Genomic DNA, 26,114 nt, shown 5'->3' with positions numbered 1-26,114 from the left:
TTTCAATTTGTACCCCCCATGAGCTAATTGGATATAACCTAGAAATCTAGTTATGTATAAAAATGAAATTTTTGATAAAATTCACAGGTATGATAAGTTGCTCCTTAAACAAAACTTAGGTTAACTATTTAACAATTTTCTGATATTCCTCCGATGTTGGCAGTTTTTCGGCTTCTGTATGAACATCGGGGTCAAATAATCTTTCTCCTTGTGGCGCACTACGGATTACTTTTAAGGCTTCTTTAATCATCACTGCCATTGGAATAGCGACAATTACCCCCAAAAGTCCGCCAACCCTAGCCCCCATTAATAAAGACACCAAGACCCAAAAAGGATTCAAACCCGTCACACTGCCTAAAATACGGGGTGCGATGCCATTTTCGACAATTTGCTGTACCACTAGGGCAACTGCTAACATTTGTAATCCTGCACCGATATCACGCAAAGCCACTAATAAAGTAAAAGAAATAATGCCGACTGTACCGCCAAAGGGAATCAACGCCATGACTCCAATTGTGAGGCCAAATAATAAACCAAAGGGAATTTTTAGTAATACAAAGCCTGAAACTAGACCAATTGCCATACAAGTCGCGCTTACTGTCTGGCCTAAAAAATAGTTTTGAAAACTCAAACGTAATGTTAGAGAAAAAGGCTTTTGTACTTTCCTCGGCAACCAATCAATTAAACTTGACCAAACGGTTTGACCATGCAGCAATATATATAAAGTTAAAAAGATGACCAGTAAAACATCAACAACTTTTACTAATGTAAATACAGTAAAATTTAACGCCAAATTTAAAGTTTTTCCCGCTAAATTTTGTAATTCATTTCCCAGTTGACTATTAATTTGAGTAATTAAACCATCAAAATGAACGGGTAAACCCATCGTTTCAGCTTGTTGTTCAAGTTTCATTAACTGTCGTTGTCCCGAATCTAACCACTCTGGTAAACGGGCGACTAATTGTTGTGCTTGTGTAAAAACTAAGGGGAGAAGAATCACCCCGACTGCTAAAACAATCAGCAAAGTTGTAAAAAAAACTAAAACGGCAGCTTGTCCTCGTTTTAAACCTTTGTGTTCTAACCAATCGACGGGATAGCTGAGTAAAAACGAAAAAACGGAAGCTGTCAAGAGAATGACAAATAAAGATTTAAAATAGCCAAAAATAGCAGATAATGCCCAAATATTGAGGACAATTAGGGGTGCAGCGAGAGCTAAAATGAGAAGACGGGAGGTAAAGTTAAGAGTATCCCATCGCGTTTTTAGCCAACCAGAATGGTGAGTAGAGGAATTAGAAGCGGCCATAAGAATCGATTAATAATAGTGCCTTAATCTATATTTAGCATATTAAGTTTTTTTGCAAAAATGACACCTCCTCTTTATTATGGATGTTTCCACATTCCTTGTAATCCCCTCTTATGAGGATTTTGTTATACTTCTCAAGGCACATCGGTGATAGTCATCTTCTAATATTCTGATTCGTTTTGACCATTAAAAGGGAATATCTTCATCATCTGAAATATCGTTTAAGGTCGGACGACCAGCAAGAAAGGGTTTATCGGTTGTTTCTGTTGTTGAGTCTGCGTTTTCCGTGTCCTCATCCTCTGTAATTTTGGAATTGATGATAACAATCTCACCCTCAAAAATTTTGGCAAAATTTTCAGCAGCAGATTTAAGGTCAGGATCACTGATGTTTGTTTCTGTAGGTTGAGAAAGATTAGGAGAAGGCGTTTCTATAACCGCTTTTGGCACGGAAACAACGGACGGTTTTTCGATTTTGGGCTGAGGTTGAATGGTTACGATATTATTTTGAGGGGCTGAAACTGGGTTAACGGGTTCGGAGGGTTTTTCTTTCTGAGGCGGTTTAGGTGTAGATGAAGCAAGGTGTATATTAACTTTAACGGGTTGATGAGAGACTTTAATAAAAGCTTCTTCTAGACTAGGAACTCTTTGGCGAACAACTTTTAATAAACCATCAGATACAATACTAACGTCAGCAACAGAACCATTAAAACTCAGTAAAGTACAATGTCCTTTGAATAAGCTTTTATTCGCTGTTGGTTCCACAACTTGAATAACTTGTTGCCAAATTTGCTCTAAATTAAAATCTTGCGAGGTTGATGTAGTGATGGGTTCGGGTTCAATTTCAATTGGTTTAATGTTTTGAACAGGAGTAGCAACGGGTTCGGGTTTGGGTTGTGGTATGGATGGAACGGCTTCGGGTTTGGGTTGTGACGTAATAACAGGCGTTACGGTTTTGGGAGTAACCGCAGGCACAGATATCGTATTAGAAACGGAAATTTGTGGCAGTAGGCCTAACAGGGTAACTTCTAACCAAAGACGCGGCTGAGTTGTGTTTTTCAGTTGAATTTCACTATCTTTAAGGCGTTGTTGACCTCTCAGAATTTCAGTCAGATCCCATTGCAAAGCCTCTGTACAAAGATCTTGCCAAGTTGGAGCAGTAACGGCTACCATATCAGGACGATGAGGGGCTGTTTTGGCAATGAGTAAATTAAGATAAAAACTAGCGAGATTTTGGAGAACAACTAGGGGTTCACGTCCTCGGTTCATTAAATGACGACATTGATCAAGAATTGTTTCGCTTTGATTGGAGTGAATCGCTTGTAAGAGGGTTAATAAATCTCGTTCGGGAACTGCGCCGACTAATTCCCAGACCTTTTCGGCTGTAATCGTCTCTGAAAGTAAGCTAAGTTGATCGAGTAAGCTTTCTGCATCTCTGAGTCCACCGTTAGCAATTTGGGCGACTAATGTAACGGCTTCTGGATCAATATCAATGTCTTCTAAATGAGCAATTTTACTCAGATGATCGACCATATCTTGTAGAGGAATACGTCGATAATCAAAACGTTGACAGCGTGAAATAATCGTTGGTAAAACTCGTTGCGGGTCAGTTGTTGCAAGAACAAAAATTACACGGTCTGGCGGTTCTTCAAGGGTTTTGAGAAGGGCATTAAACGCAGCCGTACTAAGCATATGACACTCGTCTATCACATATACTTTATAGCGACACTGAACGGGGGCAAATTGCGATCGCTCAATGATTTCCCGAATATTATCGACCCCTGTATTACTGGCTGCATCAATTTCAATAATATCCAAAGCCGAACCGACTGCGATCGCACGACACACCTCACATTGACCGCAGGGTGTTGGGGTTGGGACTTCACTGCTTAGACAATTTAAGGATTTCGCTAGAATACGGGCTGAGGATGTTTTACCTGTTCCTCTAGGCCCTGTAAATAAGTATGCTGGGGCAATCCTGCGACTCAGGATCGCATTGATTAGGGTTTTGGCGATCGCATCTTGTCCTACTAAGTCGCCAAAGGTTTGCGGACGATATTTGTGATGTAGGGGTTCGTATACCATCTTTGTCTTAACCCAAGGTGTGCGATCGGTTGGCTGGCGTTATGATTGAGAAGTTCTCTATCATAGCGAGAATCCCCCTCAATCAGAAGATCTTTTTATTTTATCTCTAGAACAATTGTATCGTTTTTTGACTTGGCTCCTCGCTTAACTTGTTGTCGCTTTTACACAATCCGTTAAAACCTATGTTTCTGATCAACTGCATTTAACCGTCTTCATCAATCTTTACTTTTTAAAATACCTTCATAGCATAAATAACGATACATAACAGTCAATAAAACTAAAATTCCGTAAAAATTGGGTTGATTTTTTCAAATTCTTCTTAGCTGTAGCCTTAAATTTACCTATATTCAAGGGTACAATCATTACTAACAAGAAATTTTGCTTAAAATGTTTATTATTTCCCTAAATTGGGAATTGTATGGATAGCAGCACAGAAAAATTCTCTACGCGAGAAGTTTTTATCATTAAAGTTCGATAGAAATTTGCTCGATCAGAAAAAGAAGTGCTTGTCAAAACCCGATACAACGAGGCCGAGTGAGAAAGGTAAGGTAATGCAAGTACAAACGAACAATTCAAGGGTCAAAGTCGATATGCAAATGAATATGAATAGACTTTTTTGTCGTTTAGATGGTCTTACCCCAGCCGTTCGAGAACAACAGCGAGTCAATCTTTTAAAGGGTTTTGGCTTATTAGAAACCGATAGTATACCCGTATTTGACGAAGCTACCCAAATGGCGGCCCGTTATCTAGAAACCCCTATTTGTATTTTAGGAATCATGGTCTATGATCATCTTTACCTAAAATCTGCTATAGGATTATCACAACTCGGATTAATGAATCAAATTGCCTCATCGCGCAAGATTCCGAGAATAGAAGCTTTTTGTACCTATGTCGTTGATAGCCAACAAGTCATCCAAATTGAAGATACTTACGATCATCCTGTTTTTGCACGCAGTCTTTTAACTCAACATTATAATATACGCTCCTATTTGGGTACTCCTCTCATGACAAGCGATGGGCAGTGTATTGGTACATTAGCGGTGATGGATATAACTCCGCGTCAATTTACTTTAAAAGATGTAGAATTCTTAACTCTTACTGCTAGATGGTGTCTACGCGAGTTTGAACGAGATAATCTAGTCTTAAAACGTCTCCAAAACGAATCCGAATGGCTGAGTTTAAAACCAGCAAAAGAAGACAATCATTATTCTATTTTACCCGATGAACATTCACCAACAAAACAAAATAACTCTTACTCCATTAGTGATATTAAATTACGACTGCTTAAAGGATTTACTCAAGAATTACGAACCCCATTAACAGCCATCGTCGGAATGTCTAGTATTCTGAGAAGTGAAGTTTTTGGCCAACTTAGTGGTAAACAAAAAGACTATCTTAAAATTATTAATGATAGTGGTCATCAAATGACGGCATTAGTTGATGAAATTCTGAAATTAGGAGTAGCAGAGCAAAATGCTTCTAAATTAAACTTAACACCGATTAATGTTGAATTAATTTGTCAGCAGATTCTTAATGATTTATCAGAAATGGCTAAACAGAAGCGTCAAGAATTAAGACTTTCTGTCGAACCAGGTAAAGGAATTTGGTTACTTGATAAAGATAAAATTAAGCAAGCGATCTATTATTTAGTGATTAGTGTTTTAGAATCATCAGAATCAGGTGGTGAAATCCGAATCCATATTTCAAGACGCAGTAACACCTTGAATATAGCGATTTGGGTTTCTCATCCTTGGTTAGCTGATGGTTTACCTCAAGTGAGTTTTCATCCTTCATTAATAAACAAAGGTTTAGTTTTAGAAAAAGATGGATTATTATCAACGACAACAGTTGATCAATTTGATTTACCCGAACAGCAATTTGTCAGTACCAATTCAATTGAAGCTAATCTGATTCGTTTTAAAGAAATTAATTTAAAAAACTCAGAAGAACATCCTCAGTCACTTTTAGGACTATTATTAGGATGTTATTTAGCCGAAAGTCAGGGCGGTAAAATCATCGTTCAAGGTTCACCAGAGTCGGGTTATCGTTATGTTTTAATGTTACCCAAAATGACAGTTGATCAAGTTTAATTATTACATATATAATAATTGAGAGATTAAATTGTGATAAAATAAATTATAATTTAACTTAACTATAAAAATCTTCATCTAAAATTTGTTCGATTGAAAAAGGACAAACTAGAGGATAATTGTTTTCATTAGGAATTTGTACCCCATATTTAGCTCGTTTACTTTCTTTAATTGCCAAATCACGACTATTACTATAGGCTTTTTCTATAGCTGTTGTTAGATAAGACTTTAGGGAAGGCGTTTCTTCTAAATCTATTAAAACTCTCTTACGATGTTCATCAACTGAAGCTAACCAACTATTTTTCATTGATTCAGGTACATCCGCTTGCACTCTTAATTTAAGTAAATGTGCTAATAAAATCATTAAATTACTTTCTAATGCTTTTTTATCTGATTTACCCAAATCAATTAATTCCTCGATTAAATGTTCGATATCTATTTCTAAAAATTCTTTTTGTTGAAGGTGTTTAATCGTATTTTGTATCCATAATTGATAATCTTGATCGTAGAGAGCTTGATTCATCGGTTTATCTTGGATAAAGTATATATGATATTCTACTGATTATTAGCCTTGTTAAACTTAGATAAGATTTAGATTCCTTCAATGATGCTTATTAGCAATACTCCTAAAACCTTTCAAATTAATCAATTGTCGGTTAATATCTATCCTAGTGAGGTTGAACTTGCTCAAGGTGCGGCTCAAATTGTCAGAGAATATCTTATTAGTATTCTAGACCAACAAACTGAAGCAAGACTACTTTTAGCAACAGGAAATACTCAGATACAATTTTTAGATGCGCTAATTGATTTAGGTGGGGTAGACTGGTCACGTCTAGTATTATTTCATTTAGATGAATATCTCGGTGTGGAAGCGGAAAATACTGCTAGTTTTTGTTATTATCTGCGAGAACGGGTTGAAAAAAGAGTTAAACCAAAGCATTTTCACTACATCAAAGGTGATGCGACTGAACCAATTATAGAATGCGATCGCTATGCTAATCTATTAAACAAACAACCTATAGATTTATGTTTCCTCGGTATTGGTCAAAATGGTCATATTGCGTTTAATGAACCGAGTGTTGCTAATTTTGATGACCCTCATTGGGTAAAATTAGTTAAATTAGAAGAATCGACCCGACAAACACAAGTTAAACAAAATAACTTTCCTGAAATTGATGCAGTTCCTCAATATGCTTATACCCTCACTATTCCTACCATCTTATCCGCTAAAAAAATTATTTGTTTAGCATCAGGTATCAGTAAAGCAGAAATTGTTAAAACAGCATTAGAAGAAAAGATTACCGTTTCTTATCCTGTCTCTATTTTACGACATCATCCTGATGCTCATTTATTTTTGGATACTTATTCAGCTAGTTTATTAGAAAATCGATGAAAATTGAGCATTAACGTGATAATTAATCAAATCACCTTCTACAAAAAAGCTTAAACCATAACGGCCAGGTGATAAATTTAATGATAAGCTTTCTCCGTACTCAATGGAATCGACCACAAAAGCTTGACCTCTTTCAAACCGAACTAATTCAGTAATTACACTGGGATCGGTATCGAGTTCTAAATGTAAATTTCTGTTAACATTAAATTGAAGACGATCGACACTATCATAAATATCTCTGCGGTTGACACCACCCAAAAACCCATTAATACTAAATTGTTTCCCTGTACGCGCTGTTCCTAAATTAATAGCTTTTCTCCAATTGTTACTTAAGTCATCTTGTTGATAGATATGGTTATTTAAACCTGTTAGAAAATCTTTCATCTTGAACCCCGTGATTAAATTATTAATAGGGTTCCCAAAACAAACAAAAAAACGATCACTAGCTTTAAAATTTAGGTAGGATAGATTTAAGATAAATTCTCATATTTGTATAATGTTGACTCAAATAATTGATATAGCTGAAGCTCAGATGAGCATCAAAGAATTACTATCACTTCTAAAAGAAGATACAGAAATAGTATTAACTAATGGAAATATCCCCTTAGCGCGTATAATTTCTATTAATCCATTTAATTCTAATTCTCCCCGAAAACAAGACTTACATCCCAATGCGATTATCATGAGTAAAGATTTTGATGAACCGCTACCCGATGAATTTTGGTTAGGGGAAGAATGAAGCTTTTATTAGATACTCATACTTTTATTTGGTGGAATAGTCAATCGGTACAATTATCACAACGAGCTTTAGAGCTTTGCAATGATTCAACACATAGTCTACTATTTAGTGTTGCTAGTGCTTGGGAAATTCAAATTAAAGTGCAACTCGGCAAGCTCATACTCAATGAATCTCTATCAGACATACTTAATAATCAGCAACAGATTAATAATCTAGCAATTTTACCCATTACTCTAAATCATGTATTATCTTTGAATAGTCTACCGCTCCATCACAAAGATCCATTTGACCGTTTACTAATTGCTCAAGCTATATCAGAAAGAGCAGTATTAGTAAGTCGTGATCCAGTATTTGAAAACTATCCTGTTACAGTTGAATGGTAAATAAAAAATTTTTTTTAGCTTATTTTATCTTTATATATTACTAAAAGATTCAAAATTTTTTAAAAAATACAAAACTGGAGGATTTTTAATTAGAATTCCTCTAGTTAAACCATCGCAATAAGGTAGACTTACTCTATTTTCATGAAAGGGGCGTGAAAAAGGTAATGTAGGTAAATGCCCTTTTGGAGTATTTAGTGAATATTTTAATTCTTTTAATTTTTGCGATGCTGTCCAGCCAAAACAGTCTGTTAACTGGTAATAAGTCCGCCAATTAATTACACCTCCCAAGTCTCTCCAAGTTTCTAGTTGAGAAGTGAATCCAAAATGATTATCACTAGCATCCATCCATAATTTATTTATATGAAGTAAATGCTCATGATGTTGTTTGAATAAATATTCTATTCCCCAATTACCTAAAATAGTCGCTGATGCAATATCTTTTTTAAGTAATAAAATGATTCTTTTTGTTTCTTGATTTGCAGCTTCCCATTCCTGAGCTATTAACCAATTCTTAAGTGGTTTATAATTAATGCTTTCATTCTGTATAGTAAGTAAAGATAATTTCTTTCGCTTTTTTCTTTTATCCCACCCATTAACAATTTTATCTTTCAGTCCTAATAAAGTCACACCAGTCGATAAAAAATCAAAAAAATTCATTTTGGTAGCCTATTAATTACATCCACAATATTTTTACTACCCATTGTAGCTAAATTTTCATAAGATTACTTTCAGTTCTTTACTCGAAGCGGAATTGAAGCCCTGTGTAATATCATGAATAAAGAGTAAACCCTATAACGAACTTCTATTAGAACTGTGACAGACGCAAAGAGTTACAAAGACACCGTAAACTTGCCCCAGACGAAATTTGATATGCGGGCGAATGCAGCCAAGCGAGAACCAGAGATTCAACAATTTTGGAAAGAAAACCAGATTTATGAGAAATTGTCACAGAATAACCCTAATGAACTCTTTATTTTACACGATGGCCCACCCTATGCGAATGGTGCCGTACATATGGGCCATGCGCTAAACAAAATCCTCAAAGATATTATTAATAAATACAAATTACTGCAAGGATACAAAGTTCGCTATGTACCAGGTTGGGACTGTCATGGACTCCCTATCGAACTTAAAGTACTGCAAAGTATGAAAAAAGAGGAAAGAGAAGGCTTAACCCCTCTCAAATTACGTCACAGGGCGCGTGATTTTGCCCTCCAGACGCAAAAAGTACAGGGTGAAGCTTTTAAAAGGTTTGGAGTCTGGGGAGACTGGGATCACCCCTATTTAACGATGAGTCCCGAATACGAAGCGGCACAAATTGGTGTTTTTGGACAAATGGTACTCAAGGGATATATCTATCGCGGACTAAAACCTGTTCACTGGAGTCCAAGTTCACAAACGGCACTTGCTGAAGCAGAGTTAGAATATCCAGAGGGTCATACCTCAAGGAGTGTTTATGCAGCATTCCCCGTCACTAAAGCATCTACAGAAATTTTAACCCCGTTTCTTCCTGATTTGGGTGTAGCAATTTGGACAACGACCCCTTGGACATTACCAGGTAATTTAGCGGTTGCTCTAAATCCAGATCTAAAGTACGCTGTAGTAGAATCAAGTGAGCCAATTTCTAATTATAAATATCTCATCGTTGCAGTAGATTTAGTTGAAAAACTATCGGAAACCTTTAATACTTCTTTAACAGTCAAAGCAACCCTCCAAGGAAAAGAGTTAGAACATACCACCTATCGTCATCCTTTATTTGACAGAGAAAGTGAAATTGTGATCGGTGGAGATTATGTTACAACAGATTCGGGTACAGGTTTGGTTCATACCGCACCAGGACACGGACAAGAAGATTATATCGTAGGACAACGCTACGGTTTACCGATTCTTTCTCCTGTTGATGATAAAGGGAATTTTACCGCAGAAGCAGGGCCATTTGAGGGTTTGAATGTTCTTAAAGATGCAAATGAAGTGATTATCAATGCACTACAAGAAAAAGGTTCATTACTCAAAGAAGAATCTTATGAACATAAATATCCGTATGACTGGAGAACCAAAAAACCGACGATTTTTCGTGCAACTGAACAATGGTTTGCATCCGTAGAAGGGTTTAGAGAAGAAGCACTAGCAGCAATTAAAACAGTAAAATGGATACCTGCACAAGGAGAAAACCGTATTACTCCTATGGTAAGCGATCGCTCTGATTGGTGCATCTCTCGTCAGCGTAGTTGGGGAGTTCCTATTCCAGTTTTTTATGATGAGGCAACTAACGAACCTTTAATGACGGAAGAAACCATCAACCATGTACAAACTATTTTTGCAGAAAAAGGGTCTGATGCTTGGTGGGAACTTTCAGTAGAAGAATTGTTACCCGAAAGCTATCGAAATAATGGACATACCTACCGCAAAGGTACCGATACAATGGATGTTTGGTTCGATTCGGGTTCCTCTTGGGCGGCTGTTACAGATGCTCGGCCTGAGTTAAAATATCCAGTGGATATCTATTTAGAAGGATCGGATCAACATCGCGGGTGGTTTCAGTCAAGTCTTTTAACCAGTGTTGCCGCAAATGAGATTTCACCCTATCAGACAGTGTTAACTCATGGTTTTATCTTAGATGAACAAGGCCGTAAAATGAGTAAGTCCGAGGGCAATATTTTTGATCCATTAACCATCATCAACGGTGGCAAAAACAAGGAAAAAGAACCTGCTTATGGTGCAGATATTATCCGTTTATGGGTGTCTTCGGTAGACTATACTTCTGATGTAGCTTTCGGTCAAAATATACTCAAGCAATTAGTTGATGTTCGTAATAAAATCCGCAATACAGCTAAATTCTTACTCGGAAGCTTACATGATTTTGATCCAGCAAAACACACAATTCCTTACGAAGAATTACCAGAGATGGATCGATATATGTTGCATCGCATCTCGGAAGTTTTTACAGAAGTGACGGATGCTTATTCGAGTTTTCAGTTTTTCCGTTTCTTCCAAACTGTACAAAATTTCTGTGTAGTTGATCTGTCTAACTTTTATATCGACATTGCTAAAGATAGATTATATATTTCTGATCTTAACTCCCCTCGTCGTCGCAGTTGTCAGACAGTTTATGCAGTAGCACTCGAATGTTTAGCTAAAGCGATCGCACCTGTCTTATCCCATTTAGCGGAGGACATTTGGCAATATATTCCATACTCGACACCCTATCAATCAGTTTTTGAGTCAGGTTGGGTTAAACTTGATTCCCAGTGGAATAATCCAGAATTAGCCATAAAATGGGCTAAATTTCGTCAAATTCGAACAGAAGTTAATAAAGTGATGGAACAAGCGCGGACTAATAAAATGATTGGTGCATCATTAGACGCAAAAACCTTACTTTATGTATCGGATCAGGATTTAAAACAACAATTAGCGAATTTTAATCCTGCTGATAGTTTATCGGGTAATCGTGTTGACGAACTGCGTTATCTGTTTTTATCTTCCCAGGTTGAGTTAGTAGACTCGATGGATGCAATTAAACAAACAGACTATCAAGGTGAGTCAGATCTCGTTGCTGTAGGAATTGTCAAAGCAGATGGGGTAAAATGCGATCGGTGTTGGAATTATTCGATTCATGTTGGAGAATTCCCAGATGATCCAACGATTTGCGAACGGTGTAATGCTGCATTGCAAGGAAAGCTTTAATTAAAAGTTTAGGATGTATTTTTTGCTTAAATAGTGCATCCTATTCTTGACTTAAATTTATACAAAATCAGTAAATTTTTATGGATACTACCAAAGAATTTATACAACTCCAAGATGGCAAAGAGAAAAAAACTTAACCGTTATAAATTTTGGCAATCATCATCAACGTCACAAAATAAAGTTTTTAAACTATGTGTATAACAAAGATGCTGAGTATTTCCTTTTCTTTGTTTTCTTATCCCGAACTCATGTTAATTAGACTTCCCAATCTTCAATCATTAATCCTTCAACTCGACTAAATTCATCAACATTATGAGTAACTAAAATCAAGTTATTCGCCAAAGAGATCGCAGCAATTTGGATGTCATAACTCCAATCGGAGTACCATTAGCGGCTAAAGAAGCCCGAATGTAACCACAAATCGCCGCCGCTTGACCGTCAAAAGGTAAACTGACAAACTCACTAAAAACTCTCTCAAAGTAGCCAGATTTTCCTGTTGTCTTGAACTTCGATAAGCCCCATAGTAAAGCTCGTACTTGACCACATCGCAAAGAGCTACATCTAATGGTGATAAAGCATTTAAACGCTCTCTAACTGAGAGATTACGGCGATTAATATAGGCGATACAGGTATTGGTATCCAACAGGTAAATCATGCTAAGGGTTCTCTTTGGGGGAACTCTCCTTGTGGTTCTCTCACCATTGGTTCACCAACCCAAGCCCCAAATGTCTTCTCAAAAAATCCTGGCGACCAGCTTCTTTTTTCTGTCTTGTCCACTGGCTGATAAATGACCACCACTTCTACCTCTAAGCCAGCTATCTCAGAAGGAAGCTTAATCTGTAACAATCCGTCATGACCAACGTGAGTTTTTAATTGAATACTTTCCATCCTTTTTCCTCTTCTTGGGGTTTAATGTAAGAAGCTACAATGGCAAATGCCTAATCAAGCCTCAAAAAGAAAAGGTTATAGCAAAGCGCAGAGAGATTAAAGAGTGGTTAAAATCACACATTAATGTTGAAGCCGCCGACGTTATAAGATATCTTAATCCAATAATTAGAGGATGGGGTAACTATTACAAACATTCCGTAGCCAAAGAGATATTCGCAAGTCTTGACCATGACTTAGTTCATCCTTTATTAAGATGGGCAAGGAAAAAACATGGAAAAAGAAAAACGAAATGGATACGATACTACTATTTTGGAAGAGTTGGAGGAGACAACTGGGTTTTCAAAGCCAAAACCAAAAATAGGAAGGGCAGAGAAACACTGATTAACATCATACAACTAGCAAAAATCCCGATAGTTAGACACGTGAAAGTCAAGCTGGACACATCACCAGATGATCCAGACATGAGGGACTACTGGGAGAAAAGGCTAACCAGATATGGTAGAACACGATTCAGCGACGGAAGTAAACTACAAAAAGTGGCAATAAACCAAGGATGGAAATGCCCTGTATGTGGAGAACATCTGCTCAATGGTGAAGAATGGGACACACATCACAAACTACCTGTACGAGAAGGTGGTACAGATGAGGAAACGAACCTCGTCCATGTCCATAAGACTTGCCACATTAACTTACACAGGAAATTTAGTCATGAGTAAGAGCCGAATGATGAGAAATTGTCAAGTTCGGTTCTGTGGGGAGAGGGATACGGTGACGTATTCTCTCTTACCCGACAAAAAAATACTCGTTCAGTTGAGTATAAACAGTCAGGATGGAAACTAGATGTAAAAACTAAAAAGCATTTAACTTTTACTGATAAAAAGGGAATAGGGCGTTTAAAGCTCGTTGGTTCAAGAGACATCTATTTTTACAACGAATCTGATATAAAGCGAGTTAGATTAATTCGTCGTGCAGATGGCTACTATTGTCAGTTCTGTATATCTGTAGATGTAAAACAAGAGTCAGAGCCAACAGGAAAAGCAGTCGGTTTAGATGTAGGGTTAAAATTTCTGTATGTCGATAATTTTGGTCATACAGAAGAAAATCCTAAATTTTACCGTCAAGCCGAAAAGCGTCTGAAGAAACTACAAAAGCAAGTTTCTCGTAAATTTAAGAAGCGCACCGCCCACGGCGAGGTTTCCTCGCCATGTGGACGGAGCAAGAAAGGTCAACCCGTTTCTAATAACTATCTAAGAGCTAAAAACAGATTAGCTAGGTTGCATCTTAAGGTAAGTAGGCAGCGTGAAGAACATAGCAAAAAATTAGCTCGTTGCGTAGTGACATCTAACGATGTTGTCGCCTATGAAGACTTACAGATTAAGAATCTAGTTAAAAATCATCATTTAGCAAAAAGTATCAATGATGCAGGTTGGTATCAACTCAGAAAATGGATTGAATATTTTGGAGTTAAGTTTGGTAAAATAACGATTGCTGTTCCCCCACAATGGACAAGTCAAGAATGTTCAAATTGTGGAAATATAGTCAAGAAAACCTTGTCAACACTTACTCATCAATGCAGTTGCGGTTTAACAATTTGCCGTGACGAAAACGCTGCACGTAACATTTTAAAGAAAGGATTAACTACTGTAGGGCATACAGGAAGTTGGTTGGAGAACAGCCTAAACGCTTTGGGAGAAGATACCCCTACTTTGGCTCAAGTAATTGTGTCAGAGCAAGTAACTTCGTAGAACAAAGAATCCCCACCATAAATGGCGGGGAGTGTCAACAAATAGATCAAATTTCCCAAAAAAACTCCCTCGACTGACCAGAAAAACTAAATTTTCCTAGCAAGGTATTCATCGAGATTAGAGAAAGTTAAGCTATTTGATTTATAAAAACACTGGGTGGTAATTGCTCTGTAAATAGAGTGAAAACCGCTCTGTGTATACTCTAAAAGCCATTTTGAAACAAGTATAATAGAAGAAGGTTAGAAAAGAGAGCAGCATGAAAATACAGCAATCAGTACTTGTTCACCTAGGTTACGGTAAGTACATTCGTTCGGATCAAGTTACAGCAGTGATCCCCGTAGATGAGGACAGAGGGCCAGGACGAAGAAGCTTTGTTTATATTCAAGGACAAATACAACCTATTATCGCCTCTCGTGCTGAAGATACCCTAATTCGCGATTTGGTACAAGAACCACAAGAAGTCACCCAAGCGCGTCAACAACAGGAAATTCTTCAAGATTTGCTGTTAGAGTTAGGTCATGTCAATTCTACAGTACGACGCATTACCCGCGATGAGGGGGGGTTAGACCTAGAACGTTTAGAACAACGAATCCGTCAGGTTTTACCCGAATAGTCCATATTACAGAACTATAAATTTGAAGGGTTTGGGGTTTCCAGACCCTTATTAATTATAAAGTCACATCTTATTAAGAGTAGGCAGCAAGAAAATTTTTTTGCTTAGACTAAAAAGAAGCAGCACTTTATACTTAATCATTATGTCTTATGTTTGTGAACTGGGTACAGGTCAAACCCTATATTTAGAAAATTCGGCAAATCAAACCTTTGTTACCCTATCAAGTGGTAGTAGCGGACAACAACAGCAAGCAAGTAGCGGATATCAAACAGGAACATGGACGACACCACCGCAAGTTAATCAGACTTCTCGCGGGACGATCGTTAAAATTACTACTGCGACAGGAGAATACAATATCTTGATTCAAGGTAGCAGTATGAGTGTGTCAAAAGAAACTTTATCAAGCGAACAAAATGAACCGCTACCGATCAAACCGACCGAAAAAAAGCCTGTTAGTTCAATGAAACCCATGCAACCTATGCAGCCATTAAAAATGGGCAACATGGAAATGAATCTTAACACGATGGAAATGAAAATGGGTGACATGGAGTTAAAAATGGGATCACCATCCGTGAAAACACCGAACTTTTGTAGTCAATGTGGTGCGAAAGTCAATTCAAATGATCGCTTCTGCGCTAATTGCGGTCATTCCTTAACCTAAAAACAAATTTGCGTAAATTTACGCTAGTCGTTAACGTGATGGTCTTTTAAAGTTAATAATAATCGCTAGTGAGTATCGGCGATCGCGGATTAGACATCTTTACTATATATGCTTCAACCGCGATCGTTTTTATTTCTACTATGAGACAGGGTTTTCAAAACACAAAATTGGATATACAGTAGTGCATAATTTTAGAGAAATCCAAAAAAGATTTAAACTATACTGAGCGCAAAATTATAAAACTAGGGTAATGAGTCCCGATTCTCATCTTTCAGGGTCTTTAGATTTTTCACTGATTCTGTACTATCCAATAGCTTCAATTGTGTCTAAAGCGGTTGAAAATCATTTTTTCTAACATTTTGTTAATAAGTTTTTTTAAAACTTTTTGCTTAATTTTTTAAACTTGATTAAACTTAGTTAATGGCTGTAGTATTAAAAAATATTTCATAAGTTACTCAAGCCAAAATTATGATCTGATCACGCAATCACATTGAATAAACTGAATAACTTATAATATAAGTGTTCTACGATACAAGGCTTTGTCAAAATTTATTTAATACTATATTTACAAACTTATGTTAATTTAAGAAGTAGGTTATAACTAACATTTAAAAAAATCAATATTGTTTAAAGATTAAACTTTATAATAAATTAAGATTTTATTTATCTGACTGGATATAAAATTTAGGTAACCTTTATCAGAAATCCTTGTACTAAAATAAGTTGTTTTTTTAAAAGCATTAATACAGCCAAAAAAACAATTTAAGTGATGGCATTAATCAACTGTAAAGGCTATACATCAACCTTAATTTCCAATCTAGGGAACTAATAGAAACAGTAGCAACACTATTTATGGTTAGCATGACAACCAACAATATTCAGATTGAAGATAAGGACACTCGAATGAGCGTCGAAAGTCTGAAGGGAGCATTTTTAGATCACCTGTTTTACATTCAGGGCAAGTTGCTTAGAATTTCCACGAAAAATCATCATGACATAACAATTAATGATTATCTATCGTCAGAACAGCACCAAAAACTCCCTCGGTAAAGACGGAAGTTTCAAAGTATAGCTAATCAAACAACAATTTAAACTTATCTTAATCAGGAGACTCGCCATGACACTTAAAATTGGCATTAATGGCTTTGGTCGTATCGGACGGTTAGTTGCTCGAATTGCAATGGATCATCCTGAAGTTGAAATCGTCGGTGTAAATGATTTAGTTCCTGCGGACAATCTAGCTTACTTATTCAAATACGATTCTACACACGGCACCTACAAAGGCACAGTAGAGGCTAAAGAAGATGGAATTGAAATCAATGGGCACTTTATTCATTGTATGGCGATTAGAAATCCAGCCGAACTCCCTTGGGGCAAACTGGGAGCCGATTATGTAGTAGAATCTACGGGACTTTTTACCACCCTTGAAGGAGCCGAAAATCACTTAAAAGCTGGAGCAAAACGAGTTGTTATATCTGCTCCAACTAAAGACCCAGATCGTGTTCGTACCTTTGTTGTAGGTGTGAATCACCAAGAATTCGATCCCGCTAAAGATGCGATCGTCTCTAACGCAAGCTGCACAACTAACTGTTTAGCTCCAGTAGTCAAAGTGATACATGAAAACTTTGGTCTTGCCGAAGGCTTGATGACTACCGTTCACGCCATGACGGCAACTCAGCCAACCGTAGACGGCCCCAGTAAAAAAGACTGGCGAGGTGGACGAGGAGCGAGCCAAAACATTATCCCATCCTCTACTGGAGCCGCCAAAGCGTTAGCCCTCGTGATGCCCGAACTCAAAGGCAAACTGACGGGCATGGCGTTCCGAGTCGGAACCCCTAATGTTTCAGTGGTGGACTTAACCTTTAAGACGACACAAGCAACCACCTACGAAGACATCTGTGCAGCAATGAAAGTAGCAGCAAACGGAGAACTAAAGGGAGTCCTGAGCTACACCGACGAAGAAGTAGTTTCTACCGACTTCAACAACGATCCTCACTCCAGTATCTTCGATGCTAAAGCTGGAATTGCTTTAAATTCCAACTTCTATAAAGTATTGGCGTGGTATGACAACGAATGGGGCTACTCAGCAAGAGTCATCGATCTGATGCTGTATATGGCTAAAAAAGAAGGTCTGTTCTAGCTGTGAACGACTCCGTGTGCAAACAAAGAATTATTCAAGCCCAACTGTACATCGACATTGAACTAAGGATCTAACTATGCCAAATTTACTTGAACAACTCAAAAAATACACCGTTGTAGTAGCCGATACAGGTGATCTGCAAGCCATTCAGAAATTTATGCCTCAAGATGCCACCACCAATCCTTCACTAATTGCGACGGCGGCTCAAATGCCAGAATATCGAGAAATCGTCGATGAAACGATACTTCAAGCGAAAAAAGATGCAGGATCGGGTGCAACTAAAAAAGAAATCGCTGGACTGGCTTTTGCTCGCCTCGCGGTCTCCTTTGGTAAAAGAATTCTAGACATTGTGCCGCAACGTGTTTCGGTTCAAGCTGATCCGCGATTTTCCTACAACACCGAAGCTACGGTTAGGCAAAGTCGTTTTCTGCTCTCTGAATTTGAAAAAGCTGGCACACCCCGCGAACGTGTCATGATCAAGATCGCCGCGACTTGGGAAGGGATTAAGGCTGGCGAAATCCTAGAAAAAGAAGGTATTCAATCGAATATGACGCTGTTGTTCGGCATTCATCAAGCGATCGCCTGTGCCGAAGCGGGAGCCACGCTCATTTCACCCTACGTTGGACGGATCACCGATTGGTACACTAAAAACACAGGTCAGCAATACGAAGGAGCCGACGATCCTGGAGTCCAATCCGTTACCCGTATCTACAACTACTACAAAAAATTTGACTACCCTACTGAGGTCATGGGTGCCAGTTTCCGTAAAATTAGCCAAGTTACTGAATTAGCAGGCTGTGACTTGCTGACAATTGGCCCTAAACAATTGACCCAGTTGCAGGAAACGACTGGAGAATTAACCCGCAAACTTGACCCCGATTTGGCGGCAAAAATGGATATTGAAAAAATGTCCATTGACCAAGCCACTTTTGACAAAATGCACGCCGATAATCACATGGCAACCGAAAAACTTGCCGAAGGGATTAAAGGGTTTAGCAAAGCTCTAGAATCTTTGGAGATGTTTCTAGCAAACCGTCTGACCCAACTCGAAAGCGGAGCCAAAGTCGGCGTTGCTGCAACTAATATCTTTGCCGCATACGATTTCGATGAGGACGGCTTTATCACTCGCGAAGAATGGATGGGATTAGATGCTATTTTTGATGCGCTCGATCTTGATAGTGATGGCAGAATCACGCCAGATGAAATGATGGCAGCATTGGGAGCCACCTTCCAAATGACAGCCGTTTAAAATTGTGGCTCAAATAACTTCCCTTGTAGGTTGAGTTGTGCCATCTCAAACTAACCTACAATAATCAATTCTCATTTCTCACACAGTTTTCCTTTAATATTGAGATTTTAGAGCCACCCACCAATGAGTTTGACATTATATCTTCTACGACATGGGGAAACATCCTATAGCCAGTCGGGAGCCTACAGTGGCATTAGTGACCCTGAACTCACTCCAGAAGGAATACGGATGGCCCAAGCTTTCGCGGCAGCATATCAAGCCTTACCTTGGGCGGGAATTTATGTCAGTCCTATGAAACGAACGATCGCTACTGCTCAACCCTTGTGTGAAGCGAATAAAGTCGAAATGCAACTACGCTCTGGACTCAAAGAGATGGATTTTGGCAAGTGGGAAGGACAAACCCCAGATTGGGTTAGAGAGCATTATCTTGATGATTGCATCAATTGGATGACCGAACCGTCTTGGAATCCTCCGACTGGTGGCGAAACAGCCGTAGAAGTATTAAGCCGAGCCTTATCAGTCATCGCAGAAATTGAAGCGAAATACTCCGATGGCAATGTTTTGATCGTTTCTCATAAAACGACGATTCGGATTATTCTTTGTAATTTACTGGGCATCGATTTAGGACGTTATCGAGATCGCCTAGAAATGCGAGTGGGTTCAGTTAGTGTGGTGAAGTTTAGTACATATGGCCCATTGCTCCAACGACTCGGCGATCGCACTCATTTGACTAAAGAATTGCAGGCTCGTGAGGAAGCATGATCAACAGGTGTGTGAATCTGAGCAAGGTGACTCCATTAATATTACTGTTTTTTCTGGTGTATCTTCTCGGATTAAAAGCGTTACATGAATATCTCAAAAACGATTAAGAGGAAATAAACCATGCTCAGTACCACTATATTTCCTGGACGCTATGTTCAAGGTAGAGACGCGAGGAAAAGACTCGGCGAGGAGTTATCACGATATGGAGAAAAGGGAATTGTGATCTGCGATTCCTTTGTATATGAGAAACTCCTTTCAGATTTTGAACCCTATATGAAAGATGGAGTCGATGTATTTATTGAGAAATTCGGCGGCGAGTGTTCAGACGAAGAGATTAATCGCTTACTTAATATAATCCACGAGGCGAAATTTCATTTTGTCGTGGGATTAGGTGGTGGCAAAACCATGGACACAGCCAAAGCAGTAGCGTATGAGGCTAAGTTACCCGTTGTCATCATCCCTACTCTTGCAGCCAGTGATGCCCCATGTAGTGCCGTATCTGTCATCTATACGAGCGAAGGTGAGTTCAAACGCTACTTATTTCTACCCCACAGTCCTAATCTTGTGTTAATGGACACACAGATTATCACTAATGCACCAGTGCGCTTTCTGATTGCTGGAATGGGAGATGCTCTTGCTACTTGGTTTGAAGCCGAATCCTGTATGAAGAAATACGCTCCTAACATGACTGGGGATCTTGGCTCTAGAACAGCCTATTCATTGGCAAAACTGTGCTACGAAACTCTTTTAGAATATGGGTTGACAGCAAAGACAGCTTGTGAGACTCACATCGTAACACCTGCTCTGGATCACATTGTCGAAGCAAATACACTTCTTAGTGGTTTGGGTTTCGAGAGTGCTGGACTTGCAGCCGCCCACGCCATCCACAATGGACTGACTGTACTAGAACAAACTCATCATTACTATCATGGTGAAAAGGTGGCTTTTGGCACACTCACTTCACTATTTTTAACAGACAAGCCAATCAAAACCATCGATGAGGTTTACAGTTTTTGCGAATCAATTGGTCTGCCAACCACATTAGCCGACATCGGATTAAGTGAAATAAGTGACGAAAAGCTCATGAAAGTGGCTCAAGCATCATGTCTAGAGGGTGAAACTATTCACAATGAACCCATCCCTGTGACTCCAGATCTAGTATTCTCCTCACTCAAAGCAGCAGATGCAGAGGGGAAAAGACGCAAATCATCTATTTAATATGAGTGCCATTCTGTTTCCAATCTTTATTGTTTTAATTAAATTTGGGTAAAAATAATGAACACAAATATTCAATCCATTCATGCTAGAGAAATCTTAGATTCTCGCGGTTATCCGACTGTTGAAGTCGATGTTATTTTACAAGATGGCAGCCTAGGACGTTCAGCCGTTCCTTCTGGTGCATCCACAGGAAGCCGCGAAGCCTTAGAATTGCGCGATGGTGATCCGAAGCGATACGATGGTAAAGGTGTACTACAAGCTGTGGCTAATGTCAACACTAAACTTGCTTCTGCTTTGATGGGAATGGATGCAGCCGACCAGACGGCTGTTGATAACAAAATGCTGGACTTAGACGGCACTGAGTACAAAAAAAATCTGGGAGCTAATGCCATTTTAGGAATATCGATGGCGATCGCTCGTGCGGCTGCTTCATCTAAAAAAATTCCCCTCTATCGGCATTTGGGCGGAGACTCTGCGAATCTATTGCCTGCGCCTTGCTTCAACGTGATTAATGGCGGGGCTCATGCTGATAATAATATCGATTTTCAAGAATTTATGGTCGTTCCCGTGGGTGCGCCTACTTTTTCAATCGCCCTCGAATGGGGAGCCGATATTTTCCATGCCTTAAAATCAGTTCTACAGAAAAAAGGATACAGCACAGGTGTGGGTGATGAAGGAGGGTTTGCACCCCATTTGTCAAACAATGTAGAAGCGATCGAAGTCATTATGCAAGGGATTGAAAAAGCTGGACTTAAAGCTGGCACTGAAGTCTGCTTGGCCCTCGATCCCGCAGTTACCGAACTCTATCAAGAAGATGGTAGTTATTTGTTTTATAAGTCTGATCAAAGCAAGAAAAGCACCGAAGACATTATTCAATTATGGGAAAGTTGGGTCAATCAGTATCCGATCATTTCGATTGAGGATGGTTTGGGCGAGCAAGATTGGCAAGGCTGGCAACTGTTAACCCAGCGTTTAGGCGATCGCATCCAGATAGTCGGCGATGATATCTTTGTCACCAATCCCAAAATTATCAAACAGGCGATCGCTGATCAGGTCGGTAACTCCTCCTTAATAAAAGTTAATCAGATTGGCTCAATTACCGAAACGCTCAACGCCATTAACGACTCGAAAGCGGGTGGTTACACTTGTATGATCAGCCATCGCTCTGGCGAAACCACTGATGATTTTATTGCAGATCTAGCCGTAGCTACTAATGCAGGTCAAATTAAAACGGGTGCGCCCTGTCGGGGTGAGCGTCTCGCTAAATACAATCAGTTACTTCGGATTGAGGAGGAATTGGGTAGCAAGGCTCATTACGCTGGAATGGCAGCCTTCAAACGTAAGTAAGCCTATTCATTTACGGAGACAGTTTGAGAATTCTATACTGTCTCTGAATTAATTACCAACAATAGCGATCGCATTTACCTTCAATTTGTCTTATGAAAGTTGCTTTTTTTAGTACCAAATCCTATGATCGCCAGTCTTTTGAAGCGGTCAATGCTGACTATCATCACGATTTGACGTTTTTTGATACCCAACTCAACTCCAATACCGCCGCACTAGCAGCAGGTTTCCCCGCCGTTTGTAAATTCGTTAATGACATTGCCGACGCAACAACACTGGAGATTCTCGCTTCTAATGGGACTCGCATTCTAGCACTCCGCTCTGCTGGATTCGATCAAGTTGATCTCAAGCGAGCAGCAGAATTAGGAATTAAAGTCGTGCGGGTACCTGCATACTCTCCTTATGCCGTTGCTGAACTCGCAGTTGGCTTAGTGCTAATGCTAAACCGAAAACTTTACAGAGCCTACAACCGTGTTCGAGATGACAATTTTTCCCTAGAAGGGTTACTTGGCTTCGATCTAAATGGTCGTACCGTTGGTGTAGTGGGGACGGGCAAGATCGGTATGATATTTGCTCAAATCATGCAGGGTTTTGGTTGTTCATTGCTGGGCTATGATGCTTACCCTAATTCTCAATTTGAAGCACTCGCAAATGCCCGTTATGTTACTTTACCTGAGTTACTGGCAAACTCAGATATTATTTCTTTGCATTGTCCATTGATGAGCACGACCCATTATTTAATCAATCCAAATACGATTGAGCAAATGAAGCCTGGTGTGATGCTAATTAATACCAGTCGTGGTGGCTTAATTGATACTGCCGCAGCAATTGAAGGGATTAAATCTGGCAAAATTGGTCACCTTGGTATTGATGTATACGAGGAGGAGGAAGCTCTATTTTTCCAAGATCTGTCTGACACCATCATTCAAGATGATACTTTTCAATTACTACAATCATTTCCCAATGTTGTAATTACGGCTCATCAAGGATTCTTTACTCAAGAGGCTCTTTATAGTATCGCTACTACCACCTTATCTAATATTACTGATTTTGAACAAGGGCAACCTTTGAAAAATGAAGTCGTTTATAAGCCTTCTGCTTCTGCAAAAGCACCTGTTTAATAACAAGTCTTTGTAAAGGGCGCAAAAGCTCTACCCCCCATGTTTTTCCACAATCATTAATCATCAAAAAAAATTCATACAATTATGGTCAACCTTGTTCCTAACCCTATTTAGAGTCAACTATGCAACTAGCCCTCTACTCGCTGCTGGCCTTTACGCCGATTCTAACCGCTTTTTTGCTCTTAGTGGTTGCCAATCGTCCAGCTACTCAGGCAATGCCCGTTACTTACCTAGTAACAGTGATCATTGCACTGCTGCTCTGGAAAGTGCCTTTTATCCAAGTTGCTGCTTCAACGGTGGTAGGACTGATCGTCACTTTGGAAATTCTCTACATTGTCTTTGGTGCTATTTTGTTGCTAAACACCTTACAAGAGTCGGGAGCGATTAGCAAAATTCGTCAAGGCTTATTAGGTATTTCTAGCGATCGTCGAATTCAAGTGATCCTGATTGCTTGGTTATTTGGCAATTTTATTGAGGGGGCTTCGGGTTTTGGGACTCCAGCCGTAATTTGTGTACCGCTTTTGGTGGCGATTGGGTTTCCCCCAATGGCAGCCGTACTAGCATTGTTGCTCACCCAAGGTACGGCTTCTCCCTTTGGAGCAGTGGGAACTCCGATTTTTATTGGTATTAATAGCGGTTTGGAAGGTGCTGAGGCGGTTGAGCAAGAAGTTGCCCGCTTAGGGTCGAATTTCTCTGATTATCTGAATCTTATTGGTGCTAAGACGGCAATCATTCAGGGTGTGATTGGAATGTTTATTCCCCTGCTGTTAGTCATAACCCTAAATGCCTATTTTGGTAAGCGCAAATCTTGGAAAGATAGCCTAAGCGTTGCTAAGTTTGCCATATTTGCTGGACTCGCCTTTGTGATTCCCTACGCACTGACTGCTATTTTGCTTGGCCCAGCGTTCCCCTCTCTATTTGGGGGGCTGGTGGGATTGGCGATCGTAATTCCTGCTGCCAAGCGAGGATTTTTGGCCCCGAAGGAAATCTGGGACTTTCCCGATCGCACTCAATGGCCGACTACTTGGATGGGAACCGCCAGTTATGAAATTTCAAATACACCAGTGAAAATGACGGCGTTGCACGCTTGGCTACCCTATGTGTTGCTGGGACTATTTCTGGTACTTTCCCGTACCCGATATTTGCCGTTGATGAGTGGCTTCAAGCGATCGAGATTCGCTTTTCTAATATTTTTGGAACAGATGTTACTGTGGCGACAAAGCCGCTTTTTCTTCCAGCGACCGTCTTTCTCTTGGTGGTGTGCCTCACTTACTTTCTGCATCACATGAAAATCGAGCAGATGAAACGAGCGATCGCTGGAGCGGGGCAGAAGCTTCTGGGAACCGCCTTAGCGATTGGTGCATCCGTACCAATGGCTCAAGTTTTTATCAACTCTGACGTGAATGCTTCAGGACTAGCCAGTATGCCCCTTACTCTAGCAGATGGGGTTTCTAGTATAGGGGGTCAAGTCTGGCCGTTCTTTGCCCCTGTCATTGGACTGATGGGTTCTTTTGTTGCTGGAAGCACTACCGTCAGCAATATGATGTTCTCTTTATTTCAGTTTGGGGTGGCTAGACAAATCGATGCTTCAACATCAGTTATTCTGGCATTGCAAGGTGTAGGAGCCGCCGCAGGAAACATGATTGCTGTCTCAAACATTGTTGCTGCGGTTGCAACGGTCGGATTAATGGGTCGGGAGGGCATCTTGCTCCGTCAGTTATTACTTCCAGTCATTTTATATTTAATATTTGCTGGTTTACTTGGTGTTTTTGCTGTCTTTGTTCTTTAGATATAGAAGATTTATGATTAAGCTTTCAAAATATTTAAAAAATCAACAAGCTTTTGGCGGACTGATTCATGAGTATAATCATCATCTGGATGAGGTGGATCACCTGGGGTTTGAAAATGAGGACGTTTCCCATAAATTTGACCCCATTTCATATCAACTCGTCTGACAAATTCATAAAATAAGTTAGGATTATTAATTAATGATTCTATAATTTTAACTAAAACGATTAAAGGCTGATCTAAGTTTTTGGCTATTTTTAATTCGTTCTCTTCTATTAGGTCTTGTAGGGTAGCTTTAAAGGCTCCTAGTGAGTCAGACACATTTTCTTTAATCAATAAATTGAGTTCGGTTTTAACCTGTAATAATTTTGGTACTGGAGATTCACCCTTTAAAAAATCTCCTCCTTCTTTGGCAATCAGATCAGCAAGTGTAAAAGTACGACCCGCCATGACATCTTTTAGTAGTTCACGATCTTTCTCGTCTTGTTCTGAGTTCATCATCTTGCCGTATCAAAATTCTTAATGTTAAATCTAGCATTTTTTTTAGCAATTGATGAGGATTGTTAGATTAATTTTTGATGAGGTGAAATAAAATAACGAAATAAATCATAAACTTGAGCATTTTCAGCGTTTTTTCGTCGAAATTTTGAGTTTCTGTGTCGGCTTGTGTCGTTTATTGAACAGTTATTTTTCACTTTTTAAAGTTTCGTTATTAGACATATTACAGAATTACAACAGTGGCTCAACCATTTAATCCAATCTTTTAGGCTGATCAAGATCTAAGTTGCTACCGCGACATTAATCTGTTACTGTACATTTTAAAATGGCTCAGGCGAGAGTTGAACTTGCGACCTTGGGCTTATGAGTCCCCTGCTCTACCACTGAGCTACTGAGCCGTTTCTTTCCACAAT

The 26,114-nt window shown here is 39.2% G+C and carries 25 protein-coding genes and 1 tRNA gene; 17 read left to right on the top strand and 9 right to left on the bottom strand.

All coding sequences use genetic code 11. The annotated features are described in order from the left end of the window. Positions 1–124: 124 nt before the first annotated feature. The gene (locus tag CFPU101_RS10055) at positions 125–1,303 is read right to left on the bottom strand and encodes an AI-2E family transporter (protein WP_206815217.1); all 1,179 of its coding nucleotides are present in this window, start codon (positions 1,301–1,303) and stop codon (positions 125–127) included. Between the two features lie 186 nt (positions 1,304–1,489). Beyond that, the gene (locus tag CFPU101_RS10050) at positions 1,490–3,385 is read right to left on the bottom strand and encodes a DNA polymerase III subunit gamma/tau (RefSeq protein ID WP_206815216.1); all 1,896 of its coding nucleotides are present in this window, start codon (positions 3,383–3,385) and stop codon (positions 1,490–1,492) included. A gap of 551 nt (positions 3,386–3,936) precedes the next feature. On the opposite strand from CFPU101_RS10050, the gene CFPU101_RS10045 reads away from it, so the two are divergent. Continuing rightward, the gene (locus CFPU101_RS10045) at positions 3,937–5,475 is read left to right on the top strand and encodes a GAF domain-containing sensor histidine kinase (protein WP_206815215.1); all 1,539 of its coding nucleotides are present in this window, start codon (positions 3,937–3,939) and stop codon (positions 5,473–5,475) included. A gap of 58 nt (positions 5,476–5,533) precedes the next feature. Here the strand turns inward: CFPU101_RS10045 and CFPU101_RS10040 are convergent, their stop codons facing one another. Continuing rightward, positions 5,534–5,998, bottom strand: coding sequence for a DUF29 domain-containing protein (locus CFPU101_RS10040; RefSeq protein WP_206815214.1), 465 nt, complete (start codon positions 5,996–5,998; stop codon positions 5,534–5,536). Positions 5,999–6,079: 81 nt separating this feature from the next. Here CFPU101_RS10040 and CFPU101_RS10035 point away from each other — a divergent pair, with 81 nt between their 5' ends. Then, the gene (locus CFPU101_RS10035; RefSeq protein WP_242577855.1) at positions 6,080–6,868 is read left to right on the top strand and encodes a glucosamine-6-phosphate deaminase; all 789 of its coding nucleotides are present in this window, start codon (positions 6,080–6,082) and stop codon (positions 6,866–6,868) included. Here CFPU101_RS10035 and CFPU101_RS10030 read toward each other — a convergent pair. Next, positions 6,854–7,252, bottom strand: coding sequence for a hypothetical protein (locus CFPU101_RS10030; protein ID WP_206815213.1), 399 nt, complete (start codon positions 7,250–7,252; stop codon positions 6,854–6,856). The two genes, CFPU101_RS10035 and CFPU101_RS10030, sit on opposite strands and share 15 nt — an antisense overlap. Before the next feature lie 112 nt (positions 7,253–7,364). On the opposite strand from CFPU101_RS10030, the gene CFPU101_RS10025 reads away from it, so the two are divergent. Then, entirely contained in the window at positions 7,365–7,607 is a 243-nt protein-coding gene (locus tag CFPU101_RS10025; protein WP_206815257.1) for a type II toxin-antitoxin system Phd/YefM family antitoxin, read from the top strand. Then, complete coding sequence (locus CFPU101_RS10020) at positions 7,604–7,990, top strand: type II toxin-antitoxin system VapC family toxin (protein ID WP_206815212.1); 387 nt, start codon at positions 7,604–7,606, stop codon at positions 7,988–7,990. The genes CFPU101_RS10025 and CFPU101_RS10020 overlap by 4 nt, the downstream gene beginning before the upstream one ends. Before the next feature lie 30 nt (positions 7,991–8,020). Here CFPU101_RS10020 and CFPU101_RS10015 read toward each other — a convergent pair whose 3' ends face one another. Further along, on the bottom strand, positions 8,021–8,647 hold the full coding sequence (locus CFPU101_RS10015) for a GUN4 domain-containing protein (protein WP_206815211.1): 627 nt from the start codon (positions 8,645–8,647) through the stop codon (positions 8,021–8,023). Between the two features lie 156 nt (positions 8,648–8,803). On the opposite strand from CFPU101_RS10015, the gene ileS reads away from it, so the two are divergent. Beyond that, on the top strand, positions 8,804–11,674 hold the full coding sequence (ileS, locus tag CFPU101_RS10010) for an isoleucine--tRNA ligase (protein ID WP_206815210.1): 2,871 nt from the start codon (positions 8,804–8,806) through the stop codon (positions 11,672–11,674). Between the two features lie 394 nt (positions 11,675–12,068). On the opposite strand, the gene CFPU101_RS10005 is transcribed toward ileS, so the two are convergent. Together CFPU101_RS10005 and CFPU101_RS10000 are read right to left on the bottom strand one after the other, a co-directional pair. Further along, a complete protein-coding gene (locus CFPU101_RS10005; RefSeq protein ID WP_307730441.1) occupies positions 12,069–12,329 on the bottom strand; it encodes a PIN domain-containing protein in 261 nt (86 codons plus the stop codon). Further along, positions 12,326–12,562, bottom strand: a complete 237-nt coding sequence (locus tag CFPU101_RS10000; protein ID WP_206815209.1) for a hypothetical protein — start codon at positions 12,560–12,562, stop codon at positions 12,326–12,328. The genes CFPU101_RS10005 and CFPU101_RS10000 overlap by 4 nt, the downstream gene beginning before the upstream one ends. Positions 12,563–12,576: 14 nt before the next feature. On the opposite strand from CFPU101_RS10000, the gene CFPU101_RS09995 reads away from it, so the two are divergent. The 12 genes from CFPU101_RS09995 to CFPU101_RS25970 all read left to right on the top strand — a co-directional run bounded on the left by CFPU101_RS09995 (position 12,577) and on the right by CFPU101_RS25970 (position 25,204). After that, positions 12,577–13,278 (top strand): HNH endonuclease signature motif containing protein, encoded by a 702-nt coding sequence (locus tag CFPU101_RS09995; protein WP_206815208.1) that lies wholly within the window; start codon positions 12,577–12,579, stop codon positions 13,276–13,278. Between the two features lie 18 nt (positions 13,279–13,296). Beyond that, a complete protein-coding gene (locus CFPU101_RS09990; RefSeq protein WP_206815207.1) occupies positions 13,297–14,307 on the top strand; it encodes an RNA-guided endonuclease TnpB family protein in 1,011 nt (336 codons plus the stop codon). A gap of 256 nt (positions 14,308–14,563) precedes the next feature. Further along, a complete protein-coding gene (locus CFPU101_RS09985; protein ID WP_206815206.1) occupies positions 14,564–14,920 on the top strand; it encodes a hypothetical protein in 357 nt (118 codons plus the stop codon). A gap of 142 nt (positions 14,921–15,062) precedes the next feature. Next, a complete protein-coding gene (locus CFPU101_RS09980; RefSeq protein WP_206815205.1) occupies positions 15,063–15,581 on the top strand; it encodes a zinc ribbon domain-containing protein in 519 nt (172 codons plus the stop codon). A gap of 1,117 nt (positions 15,582–16,698) precedes the next feature. Further along, positions 16,699–17,721, top strand: coding sequence for a type I glyceraldehyde-3-phosphate dehydrogenase (gene gap, locus CFPU101_RS09975; protein ID WP_206815204.1), 1,023 nt, complete (start codon positions 16,699–16,701; stop codon positions 17,719–17,721). 76 nt (positions 17,722–17,797) lie between these two features. Next, positions 17,798–18,970 (top strand): transaldolase, encoded by a 1,173-nt coding sequence (locus CFPU101_RS09970; RefSeq protein ID WP_206815203.1) that lies wholly within the window; start codon positions 17,798–17,800, stop codon positions 18,968–18,970. 123 nt (positions 18,971–19,093) lie between these two features. Beyond that, the gene (locus CFPU101_RS09965; RefSeq protein ID WP_206815202.1) at positions 19,094–19,732 is read left to right on the top strand and encodes a histidine phosphatase family protein; all 639 of its coding nucleotides are present in this window, start codon (positions 19,094–19,096) and stop codon (positions 19,730–19,732) included. A 120-nt stretch (positions 19,733–19,852) separates the two neighbouring features. After that, positions 19,853–20,950 (top strand): glycerol dehydrogenase, encoded by a 1,098-nt coding sequence (locus CFPU101_RS09960; RefSeq protein ID WP_206815201.1) that lies wholly within the window; start codon positions 19,853–19,855, stop codon positions 20,948–20,950. 57 nt (positions 20,951–21,007) lie between these two features. Next, positions 21,008–22,297: a phosphopyruvate hydratase gene (gene eno / locus CFPU101_RS09955; protein ID WP_206815200.1), complete on the top strand. Its 1,290-nt coding sequence runs from the start codon at positions 21,008–21,010 to the stop codon at positions 22,295–22,297. A gap of 92 nt (positions 22,298–22,389) precedes the next feature. Then, positions 22,390–23,415 carry a 2-hydroxyacid dehydrogenase gene (locus CFPU101_RS09950; protein ID WP_206815199.1) on the top strand — a complete coding sequence of 342 codons (1,026 nt, stop codon included), beginning with the start codon at positions 22,390–22,392 and terminating at the stop codon, positions 23,413–23,415. Positions 23,416–23,537: 122 nt separating this feature from the next. Beyond that, positions 23,538–24,704: an L-lactate permease gene (locus tag CFPU101_RS09945; protein ID WP_206815198.1), complete on the top strand. Its 1,167-nt coding sequence runs from the start codon at positions 23,538–23,540 to the stop codon at positions 24,702–24,704. Continuing rightward, entirely contained in the window at positions 24,626–25,204 is a 579-nt protein-coding gene (locus CFPU101_RS25970) for an L-lactate permease (protein ID WP_206815197.1), read from the top strand. Before CFPU101_RS09945 ends, CFPU101_RS25970 begins: the two co-directional genes overlap by 79 nt. 17 nt (positions 25,205–25,221) lie before the next feature. On the opposite strand, the gene CFPU101_RS09935 is transcribed toward CFPU101_RS25970, so the two are convergent. Both CFPU101_RS09935 and CFPU101_RS09930 read right to left on the bottom strand, forming a co-directional pair. Next, complete coding sequence (locus CFPU101_RS09935) at positions 25,222–25,704, bottom strand: hypothetical protein (RefSeq protein WP_206815196.1); 483 nt, start codon at positions 25,702–25,704, stop codon at positions 25,222–25,224. 323 nt (positions 25,705–26,027) lie between these two features. Further along, positions 26,028–26,099 (bottom strand) — tRNA-Met (locus CFPU101_RS09930). Between the last annotated feature and the right edge of the window lie 15 nt (positions 26,100–26,114).

Origin of the sequence: Chroococcus sp. FPU101, from assembly GCF_017312365.1 — a bacterium.
Lineage (GTDB): Bacteria > Cyanobacteriota > Cyanobacteriia > Cyanobacteriales > Microcystaceae > Chroococcus.
This window is presented reverse-complemented; position numbering and strand designations above follow the sequence as displayed.

Bases quoted from the DNA above. Each gene is read 5' to 3' on its own strand.
- CFPU101_RS10025 (WP_206815257.1), top strand. From the start codon at position 7,365: ATGTTGACTCAAATAATTGATATAGCTGAAGCTCAGATGAGCATCAAA.
- CFPU101_RS10040 (WP_206815214.1), bottom strand. From the start codon at position 5,998: ATGAATCAAGCTCTCTACGATCAAGATTATCAATTATGGATACAAAAT.
- CFPU101_RS10005 (WP_307730441.1), bottom strand. From the start codon at position 12,329: ATGATTTACCTGTTGGATACCAATACCTGTATCGCCTATATTAATCGC.
- CFPU101_RS09965 (WP_206815202.1), top strand. From the start codon at position 19,094: ATGAGTTTGACATTATATCTTCTACGACATGGGGAAACATCCTATAGC.
- CFPU101_RS09950 (WP_206815199.1), top strand. From the start codon at position 22,390: ATGAAAGTTGCTTTTTTTAGTACCAAATCCTATGATCGCCAGTCTTTT.
- CFPU101_RS09970 (WP_206815203.1), top strand. From the start codon at position 17,798: ATGCCAAATTTACTTGAACAACTCAAAAAATACACCGTTGTAGTAGCC.
- CFPU101_RS10055 (WP_206815217.1), bottom strand. From the start codon at position 1,303: ATGGCCGCTTCTAATTCCTCTACTCACCATTCTGGTTGGCTAAAAACG.
- CFPU101_RS10020 (WP_206815212.1), top strand. From the start codon at position 7,604: ATGAAGCTTTTATTAGATACTCATACTTTTATTTGGTGGAATAGTCAA.
- CFPU101_RS09935 (WP_206815196.1), bottom strand. From the start codon at position 25,704: ATGATGAACTCAGAACAAGACGAGAAAGATCGTGAACTACTAAAAGAT.
- CFPU101_RS09960 (WP_206815201.1), top strand. From the start codon at position 19,853: ATGCTCAGTACCACTATATTTCCTGGACGCTATGTTCAAGGTAGAGAC.
- CFPU101_RS09985 (WP_206815206.1), top strand. From the start codon at position 14,564: ATGAAAATACAGCAATCAGTACTTGTTCACCTAGGTTACGGTAAGTAC.
- gap (WP_206815204.1), top strand. From the start codon at position 16,699: ATGACACTTAAAATTGGCATTAATGGCTTTGGTCGTATCGGACGGTTA.
- CFPU101_RS10045 (WP_206815215.1), top strand. From the start codon at position 3,937: ATGCAAGTACAAACGAACAATTCAAGGGTCAAAGTCGATATGCAAATG.
- CFPU101_RS10035 (WP_242577855.1), top strand. From the start codon at position 6,080: ATGATGCTTATTAGCAATACTCCTAAAACCTTTCAAATTAATCAATTG.
- CFPU101_RS10015 (WP_206815211.1), bottom strand. From the start codon at position 8,647: ATGAATTTTTTTGATTTTTTATCGACTGGTGTGACTTTATTAGGACTG.
- CFPU101_RS09980 (WP_206815205.1), top strand. From the start codon at position 15,063: ATGTCTTATGTTTGTGAACTGGGTACAGGTCAAACCCTATATTTAGAA.
- CFPU101_RS10030 (WP_206815213.1), bottom strand. From the start codon at position 7,252: ATGAAAGATTTTCTAACAGGTTTAAATAACCATATCTATCAACAAGAT.
- CFPU101_RS09945 (WP_206815198.1), top strand. From the start codon at position 23,538: ATGCAACTAGCCCTCTACTCGCTGCTGGCCTTTACGCCGATTCTAACC.
- CFPU101_RS10000 (WP_206815209.1), bottom strand. From the start codon at position 12,562: ATGGAAAGTATTCAATTAAAAACTCACGTTGGTCATGACGGATTGTTA.
- eno (WP_206815200.1), top strand. From the start codon at position 21,008: ATGAACACAAATATTCAATCCATTCATGCTAGAGAAATCTTAGATTCT.
- CFPU101_RS10050 (WP_206815216.1), bottom strand. From the start codon at position 3,385: ATGGTATACGAACCCCTACATCACAAATATCGTCCGCAAACCTTTGGC.